The sequence below is a fragment of the Ferrimonas marina genome, assembly GCF_900129905.1.
Lineage (GTDB): Bacteria > Pseudomonadota > Gammaproteobacteria > Enterobacterales > Shewanellaceae > Ferrimonas > Ferrimonas marina.
Window position 1 is genome coordinate 171,238 of sequence record NZ_FQXG01000008.1, and the last position, 19,002, is coordinate 190,239.

10 protein-coding genes are annotated in these 19,002 nt (G+C 60.1%); 1 reads left to right on the forward strand and 9 read right to left on the reverse strand.

The window, feature by feature from the left end; genetic code table 11:
* Positions 1-24: 24 nt before the first annotated feature.
* The 9 genes from BUC04_RS18945 to BUC04_RS18985 form a co-directional block, all read right to left on the reverse strand.
* A complete protein-coding gene (locus BUC04_RS18945; RefSeq protein WP_067659937.1) occupies positions 25-2,025 on the reverse strand; it encodes an MtrB/PioB family decaheme-associated outer membrane protein in 2,001 nt (666 codons plus the stop codon).
* A gap of 13 nt (positions 2,026-2,038) precedes the next feature.
* Positions 2,039-2,974: a DmsE family decaheme c-type cytochrome gene (locus tag BUC04_RS18950; RefSeq protein WP_067659934.1), complete on the reverse strand. Its 936-nt coding sequence runs from the start codon at positions 2,972-2,974 to the stop codon at positions 2,039-2,041.
* Positions 2,975-3,041: 67 nt separating this feature from the next.
* Positions 3,042-5,039, reverse strand: coding sequence for an OmcA/MtrC family decaheme c-type cytochrome (locus BUC04_RS18955; protein WP_067659931.1), 1,998 nt, complete (start codon positions 5,037-5,039; stop codon positions 3,042-3,044).
* 292 nt (positions 5,040-5,331) lie between these two features.
* On the reverse strand, positions 5,332-7,437 hold the full coding sequence (locus BUC04_RS18960; protein WP_067659929.1) for a multiheme c-type cytochrome: 2,106 nt from the start codon (positions 7,435-7,437) through the stop codon (positions 5,332-5,334).
* A gap of 406 nt (positions 7,438-7,843) precedes the next feature.
* Positions 7,844-10,060 carry an OmcA/MtrC family decaheme c-type cytochrome gene (locus tag BUC04_RS18965; RefSeq protein WP_143165797.1) on the reverse strand — a complete coding sequence of 739 codons (2,217 nt, stop codon included), beginning with the start codon at positions 10,058-10,060 and terminating at the stop codon, positions 7,844-7,846.
* A 229-nt stretch (positions 10,061-10,289) separates the two neighbouring features.
* Positions 10,290-12,773, reverse strand: coding sequence for an OmcA/MtrC family decaheme c-type cytochrome (locus tag BUC04_RS18970; protein WP_067659925.1), 2,484 nt, complete (start codon positions 12,771-12,773; stop codon positions 10,290-10,292).
* Positions 12,774-12,787: 14 nt separating this feature from the next.
* The gene (locus tag BUC04_RS18975) at positions 12,788-14,743 is read right to left on the reverse strand and encodes an OmcA/MtrC family decaheme c-type cytochrome (RefSeq protein ID WP_067659922.1); all 1,956 of its coding nucleotides are present in this window, start codon (positions 14,741-14,743) and stop codon (positions 12,788-12,790) included.
* Between the two features lie 43 nt (positions 14,744-14,786).
* The gene (locus BUC04_RS18980) at positions 14,787-16,865 is read right to left on the reverse strand and encodes an MtrB/PioB family decaheme-associated outer membrane protein (protein WP_067659919.1); all 2,079 of its coding nucleotides are present in this window, start codon (positions 16,863-16,865) and stop codon (positions 14,787-14,789) included.
* A gap of 9 nt (positions 16,866-16,874) precedes the next feature.
* Positions 16,875-17,822 (reverse strand): DmsE family decaheme c-type cytochrome, encoded by a 948-nt coding sequence (locus tag BUC04_RS18985; RefSeq protein WP_143165798.1) that lies wholly within the window; start codon positions 17,820-17,822, stop codon positions 16,875-16,877.
* 417 nt (positions 17,823-18,239) lie between these two features.
* Between BUC04_RS18985 and BUC04_RS18990 the strand changes: the two genes are divergently transcribed.
* Positions 18,240-18,836, forward strand: coding sequence for a NapC/NirT family cytochrome c (locus BUC04_RS18990; RefSeq protein ID WP_067659913.1), 597 nt, complete (start codon positions 18,240-18,242; stop codon positions 18,834-18,836).
* Positions 18,837-19,002 lie beyond the last annotated feature (166 nt).

The window sequence follows — 19,002 nt, forward strand, 5'->3', positions numbered from 1 at the left end:
CGGTTTTTATTCAGCGGCAGTGGCTTACAGAGCGTAGTTAAAGCTCAGCATCACCATGTGCGCGTTGTAGTTGTGGTTCAGGTTACCCAGAGTGTACAGGTGCACGACGTTGCCGTTTTGGATGTTGTCCACGTTGGCAAAGTCGCTGTCCTCGTAGCGCTCGTAGCGGTAGTCCAGACGCAGGCCCATCTTCTCGTTCAGCGCGTAATCGCCGTAGAAGTTGACGCTGTGGCTGGTGCTGAAGTAGTCACCGTACTCACCGTTCAGGCCGCCGGAAGCAACAGTGGTGTTGCTCTCGGAGTCGGCGTACAGGTAGTCACCACCTACGGTCAGGGCGTCCACGAACAGACCCTTGTAGGCTGCACCGAAGCCGGCGTTGACGAAGCGGTCTTCCACTTGGTCGAAGCTGGTTTGGGAAGCGAACAAGTTGTTCTGCTCGGAGTCGATCCACTGCTGGCCAGCGAAGGCGTGCAGGTTCAGCTTATCGCTGGCACCCCAGTTCACGCTGACGTCGTAGCCGTAATCGTCGGCTTCCAGCAGACCGAACTCGGTGTCGCTGTAGTCGTCGTTGGCGTAACGGGCAGTCAGGTCGATGGACAGGCTGGCCAGCGGAGTGTGAGTCACACGCAGCTCGGTCTCAACGCGGTCGCGGTCCGCCAGGTGGTAACGACGCAGCAGCGCGTTATCTTCGGAGGAGGTGGCGCGAGAGGCTTCGAACTTGGAGCCATCACGGGTGCTGTAACCGGCCTTCAGACCGAAGTTCCAGTTGTCCAGGGCAGAGATACGCAGACGGGCGTGCACACCGTGCTCGTCGGTTTGCTCGCGCTCCAGATCGGTGCGCTCAACGCCTTTGTACTCATAGCCCGCGTCAACACGGTAGCCCTGGGAGATGCGGTAGCTGGCACCCACCTTGGCGGTGTGACGGGTCTGGTCGTAACGGGCGTACTCTTCAACGTCACCGGACATGCCGTCGATGGAGACGCTGTTGCCGGCGAACACGCTGGAGTTGTTCTCACGGTCGCTGTAGTCGTAGCTGGCGGTCAGGCGCAGGCCACGGGCAACGGTAGAGGCAACACGGAAGCTGGCGTCAGTGGTGTCCACTTCACCGTCAAAGCTGCTCACGGTCGGGTTCAGGCCACCGAGTTGAACCAGGCTGTCGTCCTGGGTCATCTTACCGGTGACAAAACGGCCAGCCAGGTGAGTGCGGGTGAAGCTGTACTGACCGTCGGCAACGATGTGGTAAGCCTCGTTGCTCGGCGCGGTAGACAGGGCAGCCTGGTGGCTACCGAAGTCGTACATGCTGGTCAGGTTGTTGTTGTACTGAGAGGCGATGTACGCCACGCCAGCGGTCCAGGTTTGGCCACCCAGACGAGCACCGGCTTCCCAACGATCCGTGGTGGAATCGATGGGGGCCGCCACGTTGGCGATGGTGCCACTGAACACGGAGGCCTTGCGGGCACCGGTCTTGTCTTCACGCTGGAAGTTGCCGTACAGGGTCCACAGATCGCCACCGAAGTCACCGTCGAAGCCGTAGCGCTCGCGCTTCACCTTCAGATCGGTGGTTTGGTCTTCACCGGTGTTCACGATCAGGTTGTTCTGGAAGGCAAACGGGCTCACCGCGCCGTCGGCAGTCCAGTGGGTACCGGTGGCGTAGTGGAACGCAGCATTGGCTACGCCCGCTTTGCCAACAGCGATACGGGCAGAGCCGTTGTCGCTGCCCAGACGGTTGGCTTCCAGTTCGGCGTTGTAGCCGGACTCGGCACGGTAAACGACATCAGCGTTAACGTGACCGGCGAAGCCGTCGGTATCGCCCAGACGGTTGGCGGCGTGGTTGTCGCTGGCGTCTACCGCACCGGCGGCGATGCCGACGCTGCCGCTGTAGCCGTTAACCGGCTCACAACGCTTACATTCCCACTTGGAGGTGTCTACGCCTTCGACGTTGGCGTTAGCCAGGCCGTAGTTTGCCATGGCAGCGCCGGAGAAACCCGCCAGTGCCAGGGTGATCAGATTCAAACGCGTTTTCATACCTAGCCCTTCCTTAGCGCATCAGCTTGCTGCCGGAGCGAACGTCCGGGTGGTTGGAACCGTGCACCTGGGTGTGGCAGTTCAAGCAGCTCTGGCCACCGGTGTGGATGGTGGTGCCGTCACGGTCAGCGTTGTGACCCTGGTGGCAGTCCAGACACAGCTGCGGAGCGCGGTAGTCCAGCATCGCTTCGTTCACGCTGCCGTGCGGGTTGTGACAGGCGGTACAGTCTTCGCTGACCGGCTGGTGCTCCCACAGGAACGGACCACGCTTCTCGGCGTGACAGGCGTAGCAGGTGTCGTTGATGCTGAAGCTCACCAGGTCCGCTTCGGCCATGGAGCCGTGCGGGTTGTGGCAAGAGGTACAGGTCATCTCACCGAACTGCATCGGGTGGGTAGAACGCTTGTTCATGTCCGCCTTCTGCTGGGTGTGACAGCTGGTGCAGGTCTCTACTTCGGTGCGCTTGTCCAGGATCGGGTCCTGGGCAACGTGAACCAGGTGACAGGAGGCGCAAGCCACCTCTTCCAGGTTGTGGGTAGAGTTGTGCCAAGCCATGCGCTCGTCGTCCTGGTGACAGGACATACACACGCTGTTCTGCTTTTCAGCGGACAGCGGAGCGTTGTCACCGAACACGATCATCGGCTCGTTCTTGTTGCGGTGGCCGCCTTGCGGGCCGTGACAGGCCTCACACTGCAGGCCCGCCATCGGGCTCTTGGACTGGTCGGCACGGCCGTGGACACCGTCGAACAGGGCCATAACGGTCTCGCTGCGACGGTGACACATCAGACAGCCGTCCGCGCCCTGGCGGGAGTATTTCCCTTCGGCGAACTTCTGGTCGAGGATCTGCTCAAGCTCTTTCTGGGGCATGTCGTCCCAGGTGCCCGCTTGCGCAGTACCCAGCAGCAGGGCTGCACTACCCAACAGGGCGGCGATCAGCTTCTTTGCTTGCATGGTATTGAATTCCTTACTCGAAAATCGAAAAGAGGAGCCCGGTCAGACCGGGCTCCCACCCGCATTATTACAGCTTGACGCTGTGGTAACCGGCGATGTCTTCCACGCTGTGGCAGACAGCACAGGTTTCAACGCCCACCAGGTCCGGGGTGTCCGCACCGAAGGTCGCGCCACCGGCTTGCTTCATGTGGTTGATGGCGCTGTCGTCGCTGTGACAGGAAGCACAGGTCGCTGCAGCCGGAGAGGTGTACAGCACGTCTTCATTAACGTTGCCAGCAACCGGAGCAGTCTGTTGAACCAGGTCCAGGCCGAAGGTGTTGCCTTCGTGGCACTGGGCACAGTCGCTTACAGCCGCTGGGTAGTTGGTAACGTTGCGCTCAGCTTCGGTGCGACGCGGACGGTTGTCGGCGTGCAGGGTGTGCACCATCATCTTGAAGTCAGAGCTGTTGAGCATGCCATCAGTCATGTTGTCCGCAGCGCCATAGCCGGCGTACAGAGCAGCGTGACAGGTTTGACAGCCTTGCTCAGTCTCACGACCGTAGTGGTAGATCACTTCCGGGTCAGCGTGACAGCTGCGGCAGGTTTCGTTGCTCACAACGGTACGGCGGGTGTCTTCAGTCTGGATGCCGTTCTGATTGAACAGGGCAACAGTCTCAGCAGCAGAAACCAGCACAGAGTCTTCGTTACATGCTTCGGTCAGAGTGTCGCTGTTGGCGTCGAGGCAGGCTTCTACGAAGGCGTAGACACCGATTTGCTCGCCCGGCAGCAGGTAGCCGAAACGCTCATGCTCGACGGTCAGCGCCATACCATTCTCGGTAAACACGCCATCAGCCAGGTTCGGCTCAACCTTAGTGCCGTTTTCACGGGCGTCGCTCAGGGCATTGGCGTTCATCTTCAGCGGAACACCTTGATAGAAGGTGCCACGGCTGTAGTAGCCCAGGAAGTCAGCGGTGCTGACATCGATGGAGGTACCGTCAAGCTGAACGTCGATCAGCAGGTCAACGGAGGGCAAGGAGTCTGCGTCAGCTGCTTCGTTGTATACAGCGCTGACAACTTCGACGGTTACCTTGTCAGCCAGGGCGCGCTTGGCATCCAGCTGGGAGCTGCCGTTCATGTGGGCATCGTAGGTACCGATTACCACGCCAGTGCCTTCGGCTGTGTGACAGGCAGCACACTGGCTGTTGTCACCTTGGGCCTTCATGTGGTTGTTGATGATCGGGAAGCGGCGACCGGTGCTGTCGTCGATGCCGTCGTTGTGACAGACAGAGCAGCTCTCGATGGTCGGGGTGTTCATCCAGTTGCCCCACTCACCGTAGCCTTCGGCATCAACGTGACAGGTGGTGCAATCCTTGTAAGCAGGATCGAAGCCAGACAGAACGTGCTTGTCGTGCACGATCAGGGTCAGGTCGCGACGCTGAGACTCGAAGTCATCATGACACATGATGCAAGTCTCGAAGTTGGTGCCGCGATCGTAGCCGTGGTAGATGGACTGGGTGTCGCTGTGACAGGCGTGACAGGTGGCCGGATCAACCACGTTCTTGTCTTCGCGCGCCATGCCACCGTCAGCGGCAAAGGCTTCCAGGTACTCGGTGTAGGGAACCGCAGTCTTGCCGTCTTTCAGGAAGCCCGGCGGTACTGCGATGCCGACCTTCTGGGTCAGATTGGCGTTGAAGCCCATGGTCTGCTCGAACTCAGCCACGTAGTAACCGTTGCCCTGGTCATCCAGGCTCAGCGGGGCTTTGTTCAGGTTCTGCCAGCCAGCGCGGTCACCCACGCTTTCGGCACCGACGGGGTGCAGCTGAGTGCGGCGAACGGCGATGTTGTCCAGACCGACAACGGCTTCGTCACGCTCGTTGGTGGCCAGGAAGGTCACCAGCATGGTTTCGTCGGTGGTCTCGACGTTGGTCACGTCCAGGATCAGATCGTTGATTACGGTGGCAGCCGGGCCACCAGGACGGCCAGGTTCGCCGTCTTTACCGTCGTTGCCGTCGCTGCACGCGGTCAGGCCGGTGGCCATAACTGCGGCGATTGCGCTCAGGCGCCAGAGTTGTTTTTGGTTAGTCATCATCTATTCCCTGCAAAAGAATATGGGGCACATTTTTATGCCGGACCGTGTTTGTTGTTACCCGCTGAAACTCAGTCAGGTACTTGGGCGGTCAGCGTGTTTTATAGCAACTTGGGTCAAGGGAAACCGTGACCCAGATCTGCCATTTACCCGGCTGTTTTACCGGGCATTCTCGATATTTGCGCCAGCCCCGTATTGGTTGAAAAAAAATCAGTCGAACGAAAGTTTTTCTTGATCGTGCGCAAAGAAAAAGCGGCCCATTAAGGGCCGCTTTATTGCTTAGAACATCAGATTAGAACTTGTGGCTCTGCTTGATGTTGTCAGCGGTGTGACAGGTGGAACAGGTTTCCTGACCTTCGACGATCTCGTCGGCGGAGGCCTTGTGGAAGCCGCCCATCGCTTCGATGTGACCCAGGGTCGCATCGCCAGCGAACTTGTCGTGACAGGACATACAGGCTGCAGTCTGCGGAGTGGTCAGAGCGGACTCACCGTCGGTGTTTTTCCACTTAACCAGCTGGTCGCTGACGTTGTTCAGGGCGTAGCTGTCGTCGTGACACACGGCACAGTCGGACTTCTTGAAGAAGATGCTGTTGTTGCGGTCATTGCTGAACACGTAGTGCTTGTCGTGCACGGTGTAGGCGAAGTAACGGGTATCGTAGCCGTTCTTCTCGCGCTCACGGTTGTGGCAGGAAGCACAGGTGTTGACATCGCCGTTGTAGTGGCTGCCGCGCAGGTCTTCGGTGTGACAGGCCTGACAGTTCTCGAAGGCCACAACCTGGTTACGTACCGCTGCCTCTTCGGTGGCTACCGCGAAGAACTCCTTCACGCCCACCAGGGTGCTGGTGATGACGTCAGCAGACTCATCGGCACAAGCTACCAGAGTATTGGACTTCTCGTTGAAGCACACGGAACCGGTCACAGCCAGAGACAGGGTGGCACCGTTGTTCAGCTCGGCCATCAGGTCAGCATCGTCCAAGGAAACGCGGAAGGCGTTGCCGTTGACGTGCTCAGCGGCCAGGGTGGTGGACTTGCTGAACAGCACGAAGTCTTCGCCGTAGGTGGCGTTGTATACCACACGCACGCTGCTCAGGTTCTCCAGAGCCACGGCGTTGTCGCCCTGGGTCAGGGTCACGTCCACGTCTACGCGGTTGTTGATCAGCTTACCGGTGCTCAGGGCCACGTCTACGGTGTTGCTACCACGGCCAGCGTTGGCGCTGAAGTGGGCTTCGTGGGCACCACGGGCGTACTCGTCGTGGCTGTGACACGCAGTACAGTCGTTGTAGCTGGCGCGGTGGGCTTCACCGTGACAGTTCAGACAGGTCTTGCCGTCGGTGTCCGCTTGCCACAGCTGGGTCATCTCTTCGGCGCTTTCATCGGCACCGTCGGTGTGACAGGTCAGACAGTTGGAAGCCTGGTTCGGGAACACACCAAACTGGTTGTCGCCGGTCTCTTCATCGGTACCCACGGTCGGGGCCAGGATGCGAGTGAAGTCCTCTTTGTAGCCGGCGTGGCGACTGTTGGTGCGCATGTGGTGGATTTCGTGCACCAGACCCTTGATGGAGTGGTCTACCACGTACTCTTTGCCATTGGCGTCGGTACGGGTTTCCTTGGTGGCGTAATCCACGTGACAGAAGGTACAGGTTTCCAGCTCGATACCGTAGTGGTTGTCGCTGGCGTAACGGTACAGGTCGTTGGTGCCGGTGTGACAGCCGGAACAGGTTTCCTGGGCCACGACTACCTTAGGACGGGCGATGTCGGTGTCGGCTTCGTTGTCCCAGTAGTGGTGCTCGAAGGTCTTAGCCTGGTCACCGGTAACGCGCATCATCAGGCCGTGGGCCTTGCTGCCGTCGTAGTCGAAGAAGAACTTGGAGGTGCCTTCTTCCGGGGTAGTGGGCAGCGCGTGCTCAACGGTCAGGGTGTAGCTGCCGTTTTCGCCGGTCAGCTCACACACGTTGTACGGGGTGTAGCTCTCGGAACACAGAGAAGCGGTACCACGGTCGTTGGAACGGTGGTGGTAGCTCACCCAGATCTCACGATCCAGCTTCTCTTGGGCAGCGGGGTACTCTTCGTTACCCGGCTGGGAATCTTCCGGCAGCTCTTCGACGGTACCCATACGACCAATCTTGACCGCCAGGTTGCTCAGCTCAGCGCCGTAGACGCTAACGCCACGATCGTCGGTCAGGTCGAACTCAACGGTCCAGACGTTGCTGTCAGCGTCCAGAACGGAGTGGAAGTTAGAGGCGTTCAGGCTGGTTGCGTCAGCGATGGAGATACCAACGGGACCCGGGGTGCCGTCTTCGCCGTCGTTGCCGTCTTTGCCGTCGGAACAGCCCATCAGCAGCGCGGAAACCGCTACTGAGGACGCCAACAGACGCCATTGTTTTTTATTTTCGATCATCTCTTTTCCCTGCAAATTGAAAAGATTTCTTTGGTTTACCCACAGAGAGGGTGGGGCTGCAGGGAGTTTATTTGAGCTATTGGGGCGGTAACGTGATCCCGATAACGGGGCGGCTTGTGAGCATTTGTGAATGACCGGTTGCGCCGAGCGACGTTCATTCAGGCGCTGACCGGTTAGGTCGCCAAAATGTCACTGGAATTCAGAAGGAAATCCCGAAGCAATAGGCTGGCTTTTTCGTGCCAGTGATCGAGTTCACAGCTTTGGCTGGCTGTTGTGAAGAAACGGTAATCGGCTGGTGAGGGAGGTTCGCTGGATCTGCAGGGTGATCTATTTCACAAATCCCTCAGCTGATTGAAAAAATCGGGCGGCATTGGCCGCCCGGTAACTCTGACCACGGAAGCAAAGATCAGTTTCCGTGAATTTCCAGGATCTGTTCCGGTTTGTGACAGGTGGCACAACTCTCGGCGGAGCGGGTTTGCACATCCAGCTGATCGCTGCCATCCAGTACCGCGCCGTAGCCCTGCATATGGTTCACCGCGGTCTCATCCAGGTGGCCGAAGTGACAGCTTAGGCAAGCCCCGGCATCGGAGGAGACAAACACCGGGGTGCCGTCGCTCTTGCTGGTGGGGTACTGCCAGACCCGGTCTGGGGCACGGCCCAGCTCAAAGCCTTCAGCGGTGTGGCAGGTGAGGCAGTCGGTCTTCATCACGGTACCGGACTGAACGCCGCCGTACTTGAGGTAGTGGCCGGTGGCCTTGTGACCCTTCCAGGCGAAGCTGGTGGCACCGAAGTTCGGCGCCTCGGCACTGCCGTAGTTCTTCACGCTCTTGTCGCTGGTGTGGCAGGACTGGCAGTTGACGCCGTTGGAGTCGTGGTAGAACTCGGCACCGTGGCAGTCGTGGCAGGTCTGGGTGTCGAGGATGGGGCGACGCTCAGCCACTTCGGTCTCGGCATCCACACCATCACTCCAGACAAAGCGCAGCGGTTCATCCTGGATGTAGGCGGGGTAGGCGGCGGGGTCGTTACCGCTCTCGGCGTCGTAGCAGCTCATGGGGACGATCTCTGGTCGTCCGTAACCGCCCTGGCTGAAGCAGGTCTTGATCACCGGCAACAGTTCGACGGTCTTGCCGTTGAGATCCGGCAGAACAATGCTGCTGGCGTTGACGCTGAAGGTGTGGCTGGCCTCATCGTAGTCATGCACCATGATGTCCTGGCGGCGATCGCTGTACTTGATCCCCTCCTGGTAGGCCGGGTAATCCTGCTCGATGTCCCAGGAAACCACCACATAGGGCTTGGAGTAGCCCTCTTTGTAGATGCGGTCCTTCTCCACCGGGTTACCGGCTTCGTCCAGTACCTTCAGATCGAAGCTCAGCACGCCATCGGTGATGGCGATGTTGCTGAACTGGGTGCTGTACTGCTCCGCCATACGGTAAGGCGCGGTGGCATCGCCATGGGCCTCGATGGCACCCCGGGCGTAACCTTCGACGTTGTGGCAGCTGGTGCAGTTGTCGTAGACCTGGCCGGGCTTGGAGCCGTGGGGCACGTCGGTGTGACAACCCACACAGGCCAGCGGGTTCTGATCGGCCTGCCACAGGTCGGCATCCGCCGGGGCGCCTTCACCGGTGACGTGACAGGCGCTGCAGTCGGCCATGGGTTTTTGCGGGTACATCACCTGGCCGTAATCGTGCACGCCACCGCCGTAGCCGATCACCTTGTATGGTGCGGACATTACGCCGGTTTCGCTGTCTGCGCTGGTGCTGTGACGATCCTGGCCTTTATGGATGGCGTGAACCATGTAGGTCCAGTCCACCAGGTTGCCGCTTTCCGGGTCTCCGCTGGTTTGGGTGTGGCAGGAGGCGCAGTTTTCCAGGTCCAGTCGACGGCCACCGTGCAAAGCCAGGCTGTCTGGCTGGTGACAGGCGTAACAGGCCTCGATGCGAACCACGTCGCGAGAGGCAATCCCGTCGATGGCACCGCTGCTGGGCTGCCAGTCGTAATGGGCGTTGGCCGCGTAGCTACCCTGCTGCAGTTCGATGGTGACGCGGTGGGTGAGATCGCCATCGTAGCTCACCGCCACCGGCTCGGTGACGTTATCCAGGTTCACCTGGTAGCGATAGGCATAAGTGCCATCGCCATTATCGGTGAGACAATCCTCGCAGTTGGCGGCCGCTTCCACCTGCGCTTGCAGGAAGGACTCCACCGGAGCCAGGTCGGGATCGTCCGCCGGGACCCAATCGGGATTTTGAGCCACATCGGCATTGAGATAGGCCACCCACTGCAGGCCATAATCGATCTCTACCGCGTTCTCGCCTTCGCCCTCGGTGATGACCACCGGGGCCAGTTGGGCAACACCAAAGCGCAGATCGTGGTCTTTGCTTAGGCCATACACCGCCACACCCCGGGCGTCTTCGGCACTGAAGGTCAGGTTGAGTTCGCCCCCTTCCACCGTTGCGGTCTGGATGCTCAGGCCAACGCTGCTGGCTTCATCGATATGGATGCCGACGGGACCGGGTTGGCCGTCTTCACCATCTTGACCATCATCGCCGTCGCTGCAGCCAGTGAGGGCGAGGGAGACCAGACTGACCGAGGCCAGCAGTCGCCAATGGTTACGTGTTGTTTTCATCATTCATCCCCTGCAATTGAGACTTTGTTGTTGTGATGTTTTCGAAAAATGAAAATTCTCAGTTGTGGCCGCAGTGTAGGGTCATGTTCTGATAAAAAGTGTGATCGCTGTGGGGGTTGCGGCGGTGGGGAATTGATGCAGATCAATCAAAGGTGAGGATGAGTCATTTCTGACTCAGGGCAAAAAGAATGGGGCTCCGAGGAGCCCCATTGGGTTGCATTACCTTGGCCTATTCCATTAGGCCGTGAGCGGCGTCGTAGCCTGAGCTGCGACCGGCGCTGTGACAGGTGGCGCAGGTTTCAGCGTTACCGCCGGCGGCGTACTCGCCCATCGTGCCTTCGTAAACACCGCCGTTGGCACGGAAGTGACTTACCGCAGATGGATTGGCTGCCTCAGTCGTGGCGTGACAGGCCGCACAGGCTGCGACTGTGGGGCTGTACTCCACCTCGCCAATCAGGGTGGGCGGTTTGGCGGCGGTGCTGCCAAGGTCCAGCTGCCCCACCTCGTGACAGGCATAGCAGTTAGCCGGCGTATCCGGGTAGGTGATCTCCAGATCCGTGGTACGGCGCTCGGAGCGGGTACCGGCATGGATCTCGTGGATCATTACCTTGAAGTCAAAGCCGCGTTCAAACGGTTTGTTGGAGTGTGCCGAACCGTGCGGGTTGTGGCAGGACACGCAGCTGCCGTCGGTCAGGAAGACCGCCGTGTTGGGGGTACCCGCATGGCAGGAGCCACAAGCACTGTTGGGCGGGTAGGTTTCATCGCCACGGGTGCCGACATGGGAGCTGGAGAAATCCGCCTGCTCGGCGTGACAGTTAACACAGCCCATCTCCAGGGCAACCAGCTGACGCATGGTCACATCACTGCCATCGACGGAGAAGCTGGCCTTGTTGCCCGCTACGACCGCTTCAATCACCCGAGTCTCTGCGTTGTCGCAGGCCACCGGCACCAGGGTACTGGTGTCCATATTGACCACGGAGGCGCTGGCACAAACGAACAGCTTGCCATCCAGGAAGCCTTGACCTGTGGTGTTAAACAGATCGTGCACCAGGGGATCGATGCCGCTGACGGTATAGGTGATTCCACCTTCGCCAGCCACCGAGGTCACCACGCTGTCAGCCATGTTGGCCGTCTTCAGATCAAAGGAGATGCGCGACTTATGGCGTCCGAACGGGCTGCCCAGATCGTCTGCCCGTACGCCACCCATATCGTACTCAGTGCCATCGAAAGCGGCGGCGTTGACCCAGAAGGACTTGACGTTGGGATCCATCTCAGGGGCCATCTCACCGGCCCAGGTCAGGGTGAAAGTGAGGGTGCCCAAGGCGGGATCGTAGGTGCCGTTACCCAACTCATAGCTGTAGCTGGTTCGGGCATTCTCGGTCGCCATGTCTTTGGCAGAGTGATAGATGGCGGAGGCCATCAGGTTGGTATCGTCGGCGTGGCAGCCGGCACAGTTGCCTTCCACCCACGGGGTGAAGCTGTCGGCGTGGAACAGACCACGAGCGGTGCCATCCCAGTCCGCCGGGGCAAACTTCTCGTGGCAGCTCAGACAGGCCTCCTGGCGGTGGAAGTACCAGTTGGTGGCCTGGGCCGGGGCGTCCTCGCCCTCCAGGTGACAGACACTACAGTCGTTGCCGTTGGCCGGGAAGGTGACTTCGCGATAATCCTGACCATTGCCACCGAAGCCGATCATAAAGTACTCAGCCTTGTGGATCTGGTGCAGCATGGAGCCGAAGTCCACGGTGGCACCGGTTTCCGGATCGCCGGAGTAGGTGGTGTGACAGACGGTACAGTTCTCCAGGGCGAAGCGGGCGCCGCCGTGGAGGATCAGCGGGTGGGCTGCATCGTTGGTGTAGTCGTTACTGTGACAACGCAGACAGGCCTCTTCCAGTACCACCATCTCGCGGGTTTGATCGGCGCTGGCCATCTCGCCGGTGGCGGGGATGAAGTCATAGAAGGCGTTGACCAGAGCGCTGTCGCCGCGGAAGCGTCGCAGCTCCATGGTGATGCGGTGGGTCAGGTTCTCATCGTAGGTGGTGTCGATCCCCTCAACCACGGGGTAATCCGCCAGGGCCATGGGGAAGGTGTAGCGGTACTCACCATTACCGATGGCTTCCAAACAGGCGATGGCCGGCTGGCCGTCGCCGTTCTCATCCATACCACAGCCGGTTTCGATGCCGGCCTGTATCTGGGTACCCTTGAACTGGTCCCAGTTCTCCGGGAAGTCATCACCTACATTGACCTCACCAGGCTCCACCAGATTATTGATGTAGCTGGTCCATTGATCGGATTTGGTGCCCTTGAACTGGGTTGGGTCGTTCTCCGGCACCGTGGTGCCCGGCAATGGGCGGCTGCGTTTTTGCAGCGGTGCCAGCTTGGCGATCCCCATACCGAGGCGGTCCAGTTCGGCGTAGCTTTCCAGGCCGGCCACGGCGATGCCGTTGGCGGTGGTCAGCAGGAAGGTGACGCTGGCGGTGCCATCGGTGACCTCGGCGCCGGTAAATTCGGCCTGCAGTGAGGTGGCATCGGCGATGTTGACGTTAACCTCACCCGGTGGGCCCTGTTCACCATCCTCGCCGTCGTCACCGTCGCCGGGACACCCGCTCAAGGCCAGGGTGGCGGTCCCTGCCAGCAGCAGGGTTCGCCAGGCTTTGTGCTGTCTCAGGTTGCTCATAACATTGTCCTGCTGTGCGTTATCGATTTTGTGGCTCATGCTCCCTTGCCTCCCTACTGCGCCGGCGCCAGGCCATGTACCACGGCGGTATCAGCGCTGCGGCCCGGGCCGTGGCAGACCTCACAGGTCTCGCCGGTGGCCATCTCCAGGCTGACGCCGAAGCTGCCGCCGTTCTGGGTCATATGGGTTTGTGCTCCGCTGCTGCTGTGACAGACCGAACAGGTGGCGGAGGTGACGCTGGTAAAGGTGCCATCGCTCAGTGCCATCGGCGGCACGGTGGCGAGGATCGGCAGGGCAAAGCTGTCACTGCCATCTTGCTGGATGTGGCACTGGCGACAGTCGCTGGCCGGTGCCGGATAGACCAGATCCACATAGGACTCGCGCTGGGCGGTATGAATGGCGTGCACCATGTGGGAGTAGTTGGCGTTGGTGGCCGCCGGGTTGGCGGCGGTGGCGTCTGCCTGCATCTGGGCGTTGTGACAGAGCTGGCACTGCTGGGCCAGTTCGTTGCGATTGCCGCCGTGGAAGGCCAGCTGCTGGTCGCCGTGGCAGGTGCCGCAGGTTTCGTTGTCCACCACGGCACGGCGGGCATTGGCATCGCCCAGCTCGGTGGCGGTGAAGAACTGGGTCTTGCCCTTGATAGCGACAGCCGTAGCAGCGGCGTTTTCACAGCTCATCAGCATGTTGTCCAGTACACATACCTTGCCCTGAATGGCTGCGCCACCACCGTCCATCTCGCTACCCGGGGTAACGACCAGCCCCTCGATGGTGTAGAGGAACAGGCCCGGGCCGGGGGACTCGGTGGGGGTCACGTCGGTGACGCGGATGTTGGCGGCACTGGTGGTGGTGTAATCAAAGCTGGTGCCCCAGTTGGCGTAGACCCGAAGGTCGCTCAGGAAGGGCAGGGTCTCCGGGCTTTCATAGGCTTCGCCGGTGACCGGGTTAGTCACGGAGAGCACCACGAACAGGCTACCGGCGGTGAGGTCCGGGGTGATCGACTCGATGGTGACATCAAACTGGGCCAGGGCCTCGGCCTGACCGGTCATCAGGTGGACGCTGCGGGTCCAGTCCGGGTTATGACAGGCGGCACAGTTGCTGTTGTCCGCCTGGGCCGGGTGGCCTTGGCCAGAGACGAAATCAATGGCGGTGTGACAGGTACCACAGGCGATCTGACTGGGGTTGTTTTGCCAGTTCAGCGCATCTGCCAGCGGCTCCTCTTGGGCGTGACAGCTTTCACAGTTGGTGAACTGGGCCAGGCCACTTTCGGCGTGGAATCGGTGCGACAGGCCGGTCATCACGTTTTCAGGATTGGAGATGCGGTTGTCGGCGTGGCAGATCACACAGGTTTCCATCTCGGTGTAGTTGCCGCCGTGACGGACGGTAGAGATGTCGGTATGGCAGGCATTACAGGCGGCGGTTTCCACCATGTCGCGGCTGTAGGGCAGGGCATCGCTGCCGTCGCCGGTGAAGTCGACATGCTGGTTAACCACCGGCGGGATCACCTCATTGCCGGGGATGGCATCCCCGCCCACCTTAACCACCACCCGTTGGGTGGCGTTGGCATCAAAGGTGACGCCTTCGGCCGATGTGACTGTAGCGGCGGTAACGTAGCGATAGAAGCCGTTGCGCAGGTCTTCCCATTCACCGAGGCATTCGGCGCTGAGCCGGCAGGTTTCCGAGGCCAGGAAGCGCCATTCCGTGGAGTTACCCGCACCAGTGAAGCCCGCTGGCAGCAGCTGGGCGGCCAGGATGGTGGCACTTTGCAGGCCGATAACGCCCTCACCAGATTGGTTGGTGACCAGGAACTCCACCGAGATCTGACCGGACTCGGTATAGCCTGTGTTTTGCATCTCGATGTTCAGTTCGGTGATCTCCAGCGCCGGAGGCGGGGTCTCCGGACCGGGTTCTCCTGGGGCGCCATCGTCGCCGTCATTACAGGCGCTGAGGGCCAGCAGAGCCATCGCCAGCAGACCGGCGCGTCCTTTCCAGTTGTTGTTTGCGTGGGTCATTGCTCTCTCTCCTGCCGGTACGGGCGGGCGTGGATCCGGTCGTTCAGAAGTCATGTCGGTAACTTACCCCGATGCGGTAGTCGCTGTAGTCGTGGGAGAAATCGGGGAAGAACAGAACGTTCCCTATGCTGTCCGCTTCCAGTCCGTGGTACAGGTAATCGCTGTCGTCGTACTTCTGCATCAACAGGTCTAGCTGCACGCTGGATTGCTCACTCAGTTGGTAGCGGGCGTATATATCGACGGTGGTGCGGCTGGCGCTGACATCGCCGTAGCGGCCGGTCAGGCCCTGCTCAAGTTGTGTCAGGCCATCGCTGTCGGCGTAGACCGCGTCCAGGCCCACGCTGAGGGCATCGAACAACCCGGTGTATTCGCCACCGATGCCAATGCTCTGGGCTTCGTCGTCTTGCAGCGCTCGCCAGGTGGAGCTGAAGTTACTGCCATCCAGCCGGGTCTTGGTGCGGTAGTCGTTGTAGAAAAAGTAGAGGTTGTAGTCTTCCTGGAACCAACCGACGTCGAAGTTGTAGCCACTGCGGGTGACCTCATCCAATCCGATCTGGTCGTCGTAGTCCTCCTCCATTCCCTCGAGGGTCAGGGCAAGAGTGAGGGCCTCCAGTGGACGATACTGGAACACGATCTTTCCTTCGGCCCGGTCCCGGTCCGCCAGGTGGTACTGGCGCAGTGCCGGGTTGCTGGTGCCGTTGGCATCTACCGGGTCCAGGTAGTTGTCGGCCTCGCGGTTCTCCCCGGCCAGCTCGAGCCAGATCTGCAGTTTCTGCCAACGCTTGAAGCGCAACTTACCCCAGTAACGGTGGGTGTCGGCGCTATCGACCCGCTGATTCTCCCAATCCTCGGTGCGGTAGCGGTAGCCAAGCTCGCCGCTGAAGCCGCTGGTAAAGCGGTAGTTGAACTTGGCTTCCAGGTCCTGGCGTTCATGACTGGGGTAATAAGGCAGGCGATCCGCTGCCGGTACGCTGTCGGTATTGATTTGGGGATAAAACCAGTTGGGGCTGTCGTAGTCCCGGTCCTGGTAGCCGTATTGCAGCTGCAGTGCGCCCTTGCGACCGACCTTGAGGCGATAGCGCAGATCCGCATCGATGCGATCGACCTTGAGATCGGCACTGCTGCCGGGCAGCTCGGGGCTGGGGCCGTTAATGGTGGCCGGCAACAGCGCCGCGTCCTGCTTGTGGCGTCCATACACGATCTGGCCACTGACCACATGGATGCCCCGGGCCCAACTGCCACGCAGGTGGAACTGGTCGGCGTCGTTATCCGGTGCCACCGATTGCAGAGCGGCGGTGGCGCTGCCGAAGGTAGCGGTGTAGGGGTTTTGCCAATAGAGCGAATCCACGTCGTTGCGGTAGCGGCTGCCCAGGTAACCAAAGTCCAGTTGCCATGGGCCACCGGCCACATCCAGGCCGACGACGAAGTCGGTGGTGCGGTCTTCCACCCGCAGGGGCAAGGCCACTGAGTTGGTGATCAAGCTGCTGCTGGCCCGTTTGCGCCCGCGCCGCTGGGTCTGCTCTATCCCGGCATAGGTACGGATGTTGTTGAAGTACTTATCCAGGTTCAGTGACAGCAGGTCTCGCTTTATCTTCAGATCCACCGGTGACAACGCATCATCGAGTCCGGTCATGGCACTGGTGGTGGCGCCATTGACCCAATCGTTGCCCAGGGTGAAGCGGTTGTCATTAATAAGGAAGGGGCTGAGTACCGTGGCATCCCACTTGGCCAGCCCCCGGTAGCCCAGGCGGGCAGAGAAGTCGCCGGCACGGCCACCGCTGGCATGGGCTTCCGCCACATCCAGGCCCAGATCCGAGGCGTTGAACAGCCAGCGAATGTCGTTGCTGCTCCAGTGGGAGATGTCGGCACCGGCGCGCAGCGACAGGCCGTCGCGGTCGGTACCCAGGGTGTTGGCGGAATGGATATCTTCGATGTCTGCGTTCACGGCGCCGACTTCAAAGTGGCCGCTGGTACCCTCGGCAGGCTTACACTGCTTGCACTCCCAGTTCTCCACCGCCACCTTGTCCCGGTTGGCGTTCTCCAATGAGAAATCGATCGCCAGCAGCGGTGGGCTGAGCAGCAGGCTTAGGGCAGAGACAGTAAGGCGTTTGGTCGTCTTCATAGGGCCGTCCTAGCGCTGTAACAGCTTGCCTGAGGGGTGATTGGAGCCGTGCACCATGTTGTGGCAGTTGAGACAGCTTCGGCCTCCGCCAAAGGCGTCCTGACCCGACTGGTACACCGGGGTGCCGGTATGCACGCTGGCGTGGCAGCTCTGACACAGCAGCGGCTGGCGGCTGTTGAGCATCGCCTCATTGATGCTGCCGTGGACGTTGTGACAACTGCTGCAGTCCTCGGCGACCGGGGCATGCTCCCAAACAAAGGGGCCACGAAGATCGGCATGACAGCTGTAACAGTTGTCATTGACCGAATGCTGAGACAGCATCGCTTCATTGAGACTGCCGTGGGGGTTGTGACAGTCGGTGCAGCCCAGTTGGCCGGTGCGAATGGGGTGGCTGCTGCGCATGTGGATCTGGGCCCGCTGCTCCTGGTGGCAGCTGAGACAATTCTCGGTAGCGGCCTCGCGGTCGCGACTGGGATCGTGGGCGGCGTGCACCTCATGGCACTGTGAGCAGGGCAGGGCTTCGATGTCGTGGATGCTGCCGTGCCAGGCGGATTGGTCACCCTGTTTGTGGCAGCTAAGGCAGACACTGTTCTGGGCTTCGGCGGGGAGTTTGGCGTCGGGGCCGAAGGTAAGCATAGGCTCGCGGCCACCGCGGTTGTGATTGCCCTGGGGCCCGTGACAGGCCTCGCACTGCAGCTGCTCCGGGTGCATTGGGCTGGCTTCCGGCCCGGTTCGGCCATGGGCACCGTCAAACAGCGCCATCACTTTGGCACTGCGGCGGTGGCACATCAGACAGTTATCGGCGCCTTTGGGGGAGTAGTTCCCCTCTTTGAACTTTTCCGTGACGATCTCGAGGTACTCCTCCTCGGGCATATCGTCCCAAGCCGCTTGCGCCAGGCCAGTGGCCAGAACCAGAGTCCAGGCGCACGAGCTCAGGACCCGCCCAAGTCGCCTCATTAGTTGCTCACACATTCCCTGCATCCTCATCGGCTCTGCACTGGGCGCCGACTTGTGTTGGACTCAGCGGGTGTTTAACCCCACAGCTGTTGTGACAATGTTAGCAGCTCGTAAAAATTGAGCAACATTCGAATGGGAGAAAATGAGTCGAGTTCAGTCGAGATATCGGTAGGAATTACAGAGGGTTGTAAGGGTTGCGCTCGATTGGAATTGGACCAAAGGCGAAGCGAACAACTTTCACCTGGACTGGCGGAAACGCGGTTGGAGTAGGGGTTTCGCAAAAAGGTTGCAGCGAAGAATTAGAAACGTGATGTGAATCATCAATTTATAAATTGCAGCTCTATACAATTCCGACATCAGAATTTTGGTGTTGCGGGTTTCGTATCGTGTAACGCCGTACCTTGTAGGGGATGAGAGATGCAAGACAACAATCAAAACAAGAGCGGCTGGGCCAAGCTGTGGAACAAGCCTAAGTCCAAGTGGCTGCTGGGCATTCCGTTTGGTGCCTTCCTGTTCTTGGCTGCTGGTGTTGTGGGCACCGCCGGTTTCAACACCGTTATGCACGCCACCTCCACCGAAGCGTTCTGCGTGAACTGTCACGTACCGAGCTACGCCGCGGAAGAGTACCACAACAGCCCGCACGGCAAGAGCCGCTCCGGTATGGACGTAGCTTGTGCTGACTGTCACGTGCCGAAAGAGTTCCTGCCGAAGATGTGGCGTAAGATCACCGCCATGGAAGAGGTGTTCTGGCAGCTGAAGGGCGACTACAACAGCCCGGAAGCCTACGCTGACCACAAGAAGCTGATGCAGGAGCGTACCGTTGCTCACATGAGCGCTACCGACTCTCACACCTGCCGCAGCTGCCACAAGGTTGAGAAGATGGACTTCGAGAAGCAGTCCCGTATGGCCGCCACCATGCACAAGCGCATGATGGACTCCGACCCGTCTGCTGAGAACTACCGCACCTGTATCGACTGCCACAAAGGCAAGATCGCTCACGACCGTGCCAAGTAAGTTCGCACTGAATTGTTGAAGAAGCCCCCGCCATTGCGGGGGCTTTTTTTGTCTCTGCCGTTTGGGCGAGGGGCGGGCATTAGACAAATTTCAGAAAAATCGGAGCTGGATGTATTGACCTTTGGTCCGTAGCCAGGCAGGCAATCTTGCTCGATGAAAAAGTGAG

Excerpts from the sequence above, each read along its gene's own strand:
- BUC04_RS18945 (WP_067659937.1), bottom strand. The coding sequence starts at position 2,025 with ATGAAAACGCGTTTGAATCTGATCACCCTGGCACTGGCGGGTTTCTCC.
- BUC04_RS18950 (WP_067659934.1), bottom strand. The coding sequence starts at position 2,974 with ATGCAAGCAAAGAAGCTGATCGCCGCCCTGTTGGGTAGTGCAGCCCTG.
- BUC04_RS18955 (WP_067659931.1), bottom strand. The coding sequence starts at position 5,039 with ATGACTAACCAAAAACAACTCTGGCGCCTGAGCGCAATCGCCGCAGTT.
- BUC04_RS18960 (WP_067659929.1), bottom strand. The coding sequence starts at position 7,437 with ATGATCGAAAATAAAAAACAATGGCGTCTGTTGGCGTCCTCAGTAGCG.
- BUC04_RS18965 (WP_143165797.1), bottom strand. The coding sequence starts at position 10,060 with ATGAAAACAACACGTAACCATTGGCGACTGCTGGCCTCGGTCAGTCTG.
- BUC04_RS18970 (WP_067659925.1), bottom strand. The coding sequence starts at position 12,773 with ATGAGCCACAAAATCGATAACGCACAGCAGGACAATGTTATGAGCAAC.
- BUC04_RS18975 (WP_067659922.1), bottom strand. The coding sequence starts at position 14,743 with ATGACCCACGCAAACAACAACTGGAAAGGACGCGCCGGTCTGCTGGCG.
- BUC04_RS18980 (WP_067659919.1), bottom strand. The coding sequence starts at position 16,865 with ATGAAGACGACCAAACGCCTTACTGTCTCTGCCCTAAGCCTGCTGCTC.
- BUC04_RS18985 (WP_143165798.1), bottom strand. The coding sequence starts at position 17,822 with ATGAGGCGACTTGGGCGGGTCCTGAGCTCGTGCGCCTGGACTCTGGTT.
- BUC04_RS18990 (WP_067659913.1), top strand. The coding sequence starts at position 18,240 with ATGCAAGACAACAATCAAAACAAGAGCGGCTGGGCCAAGCTGTGGAAC.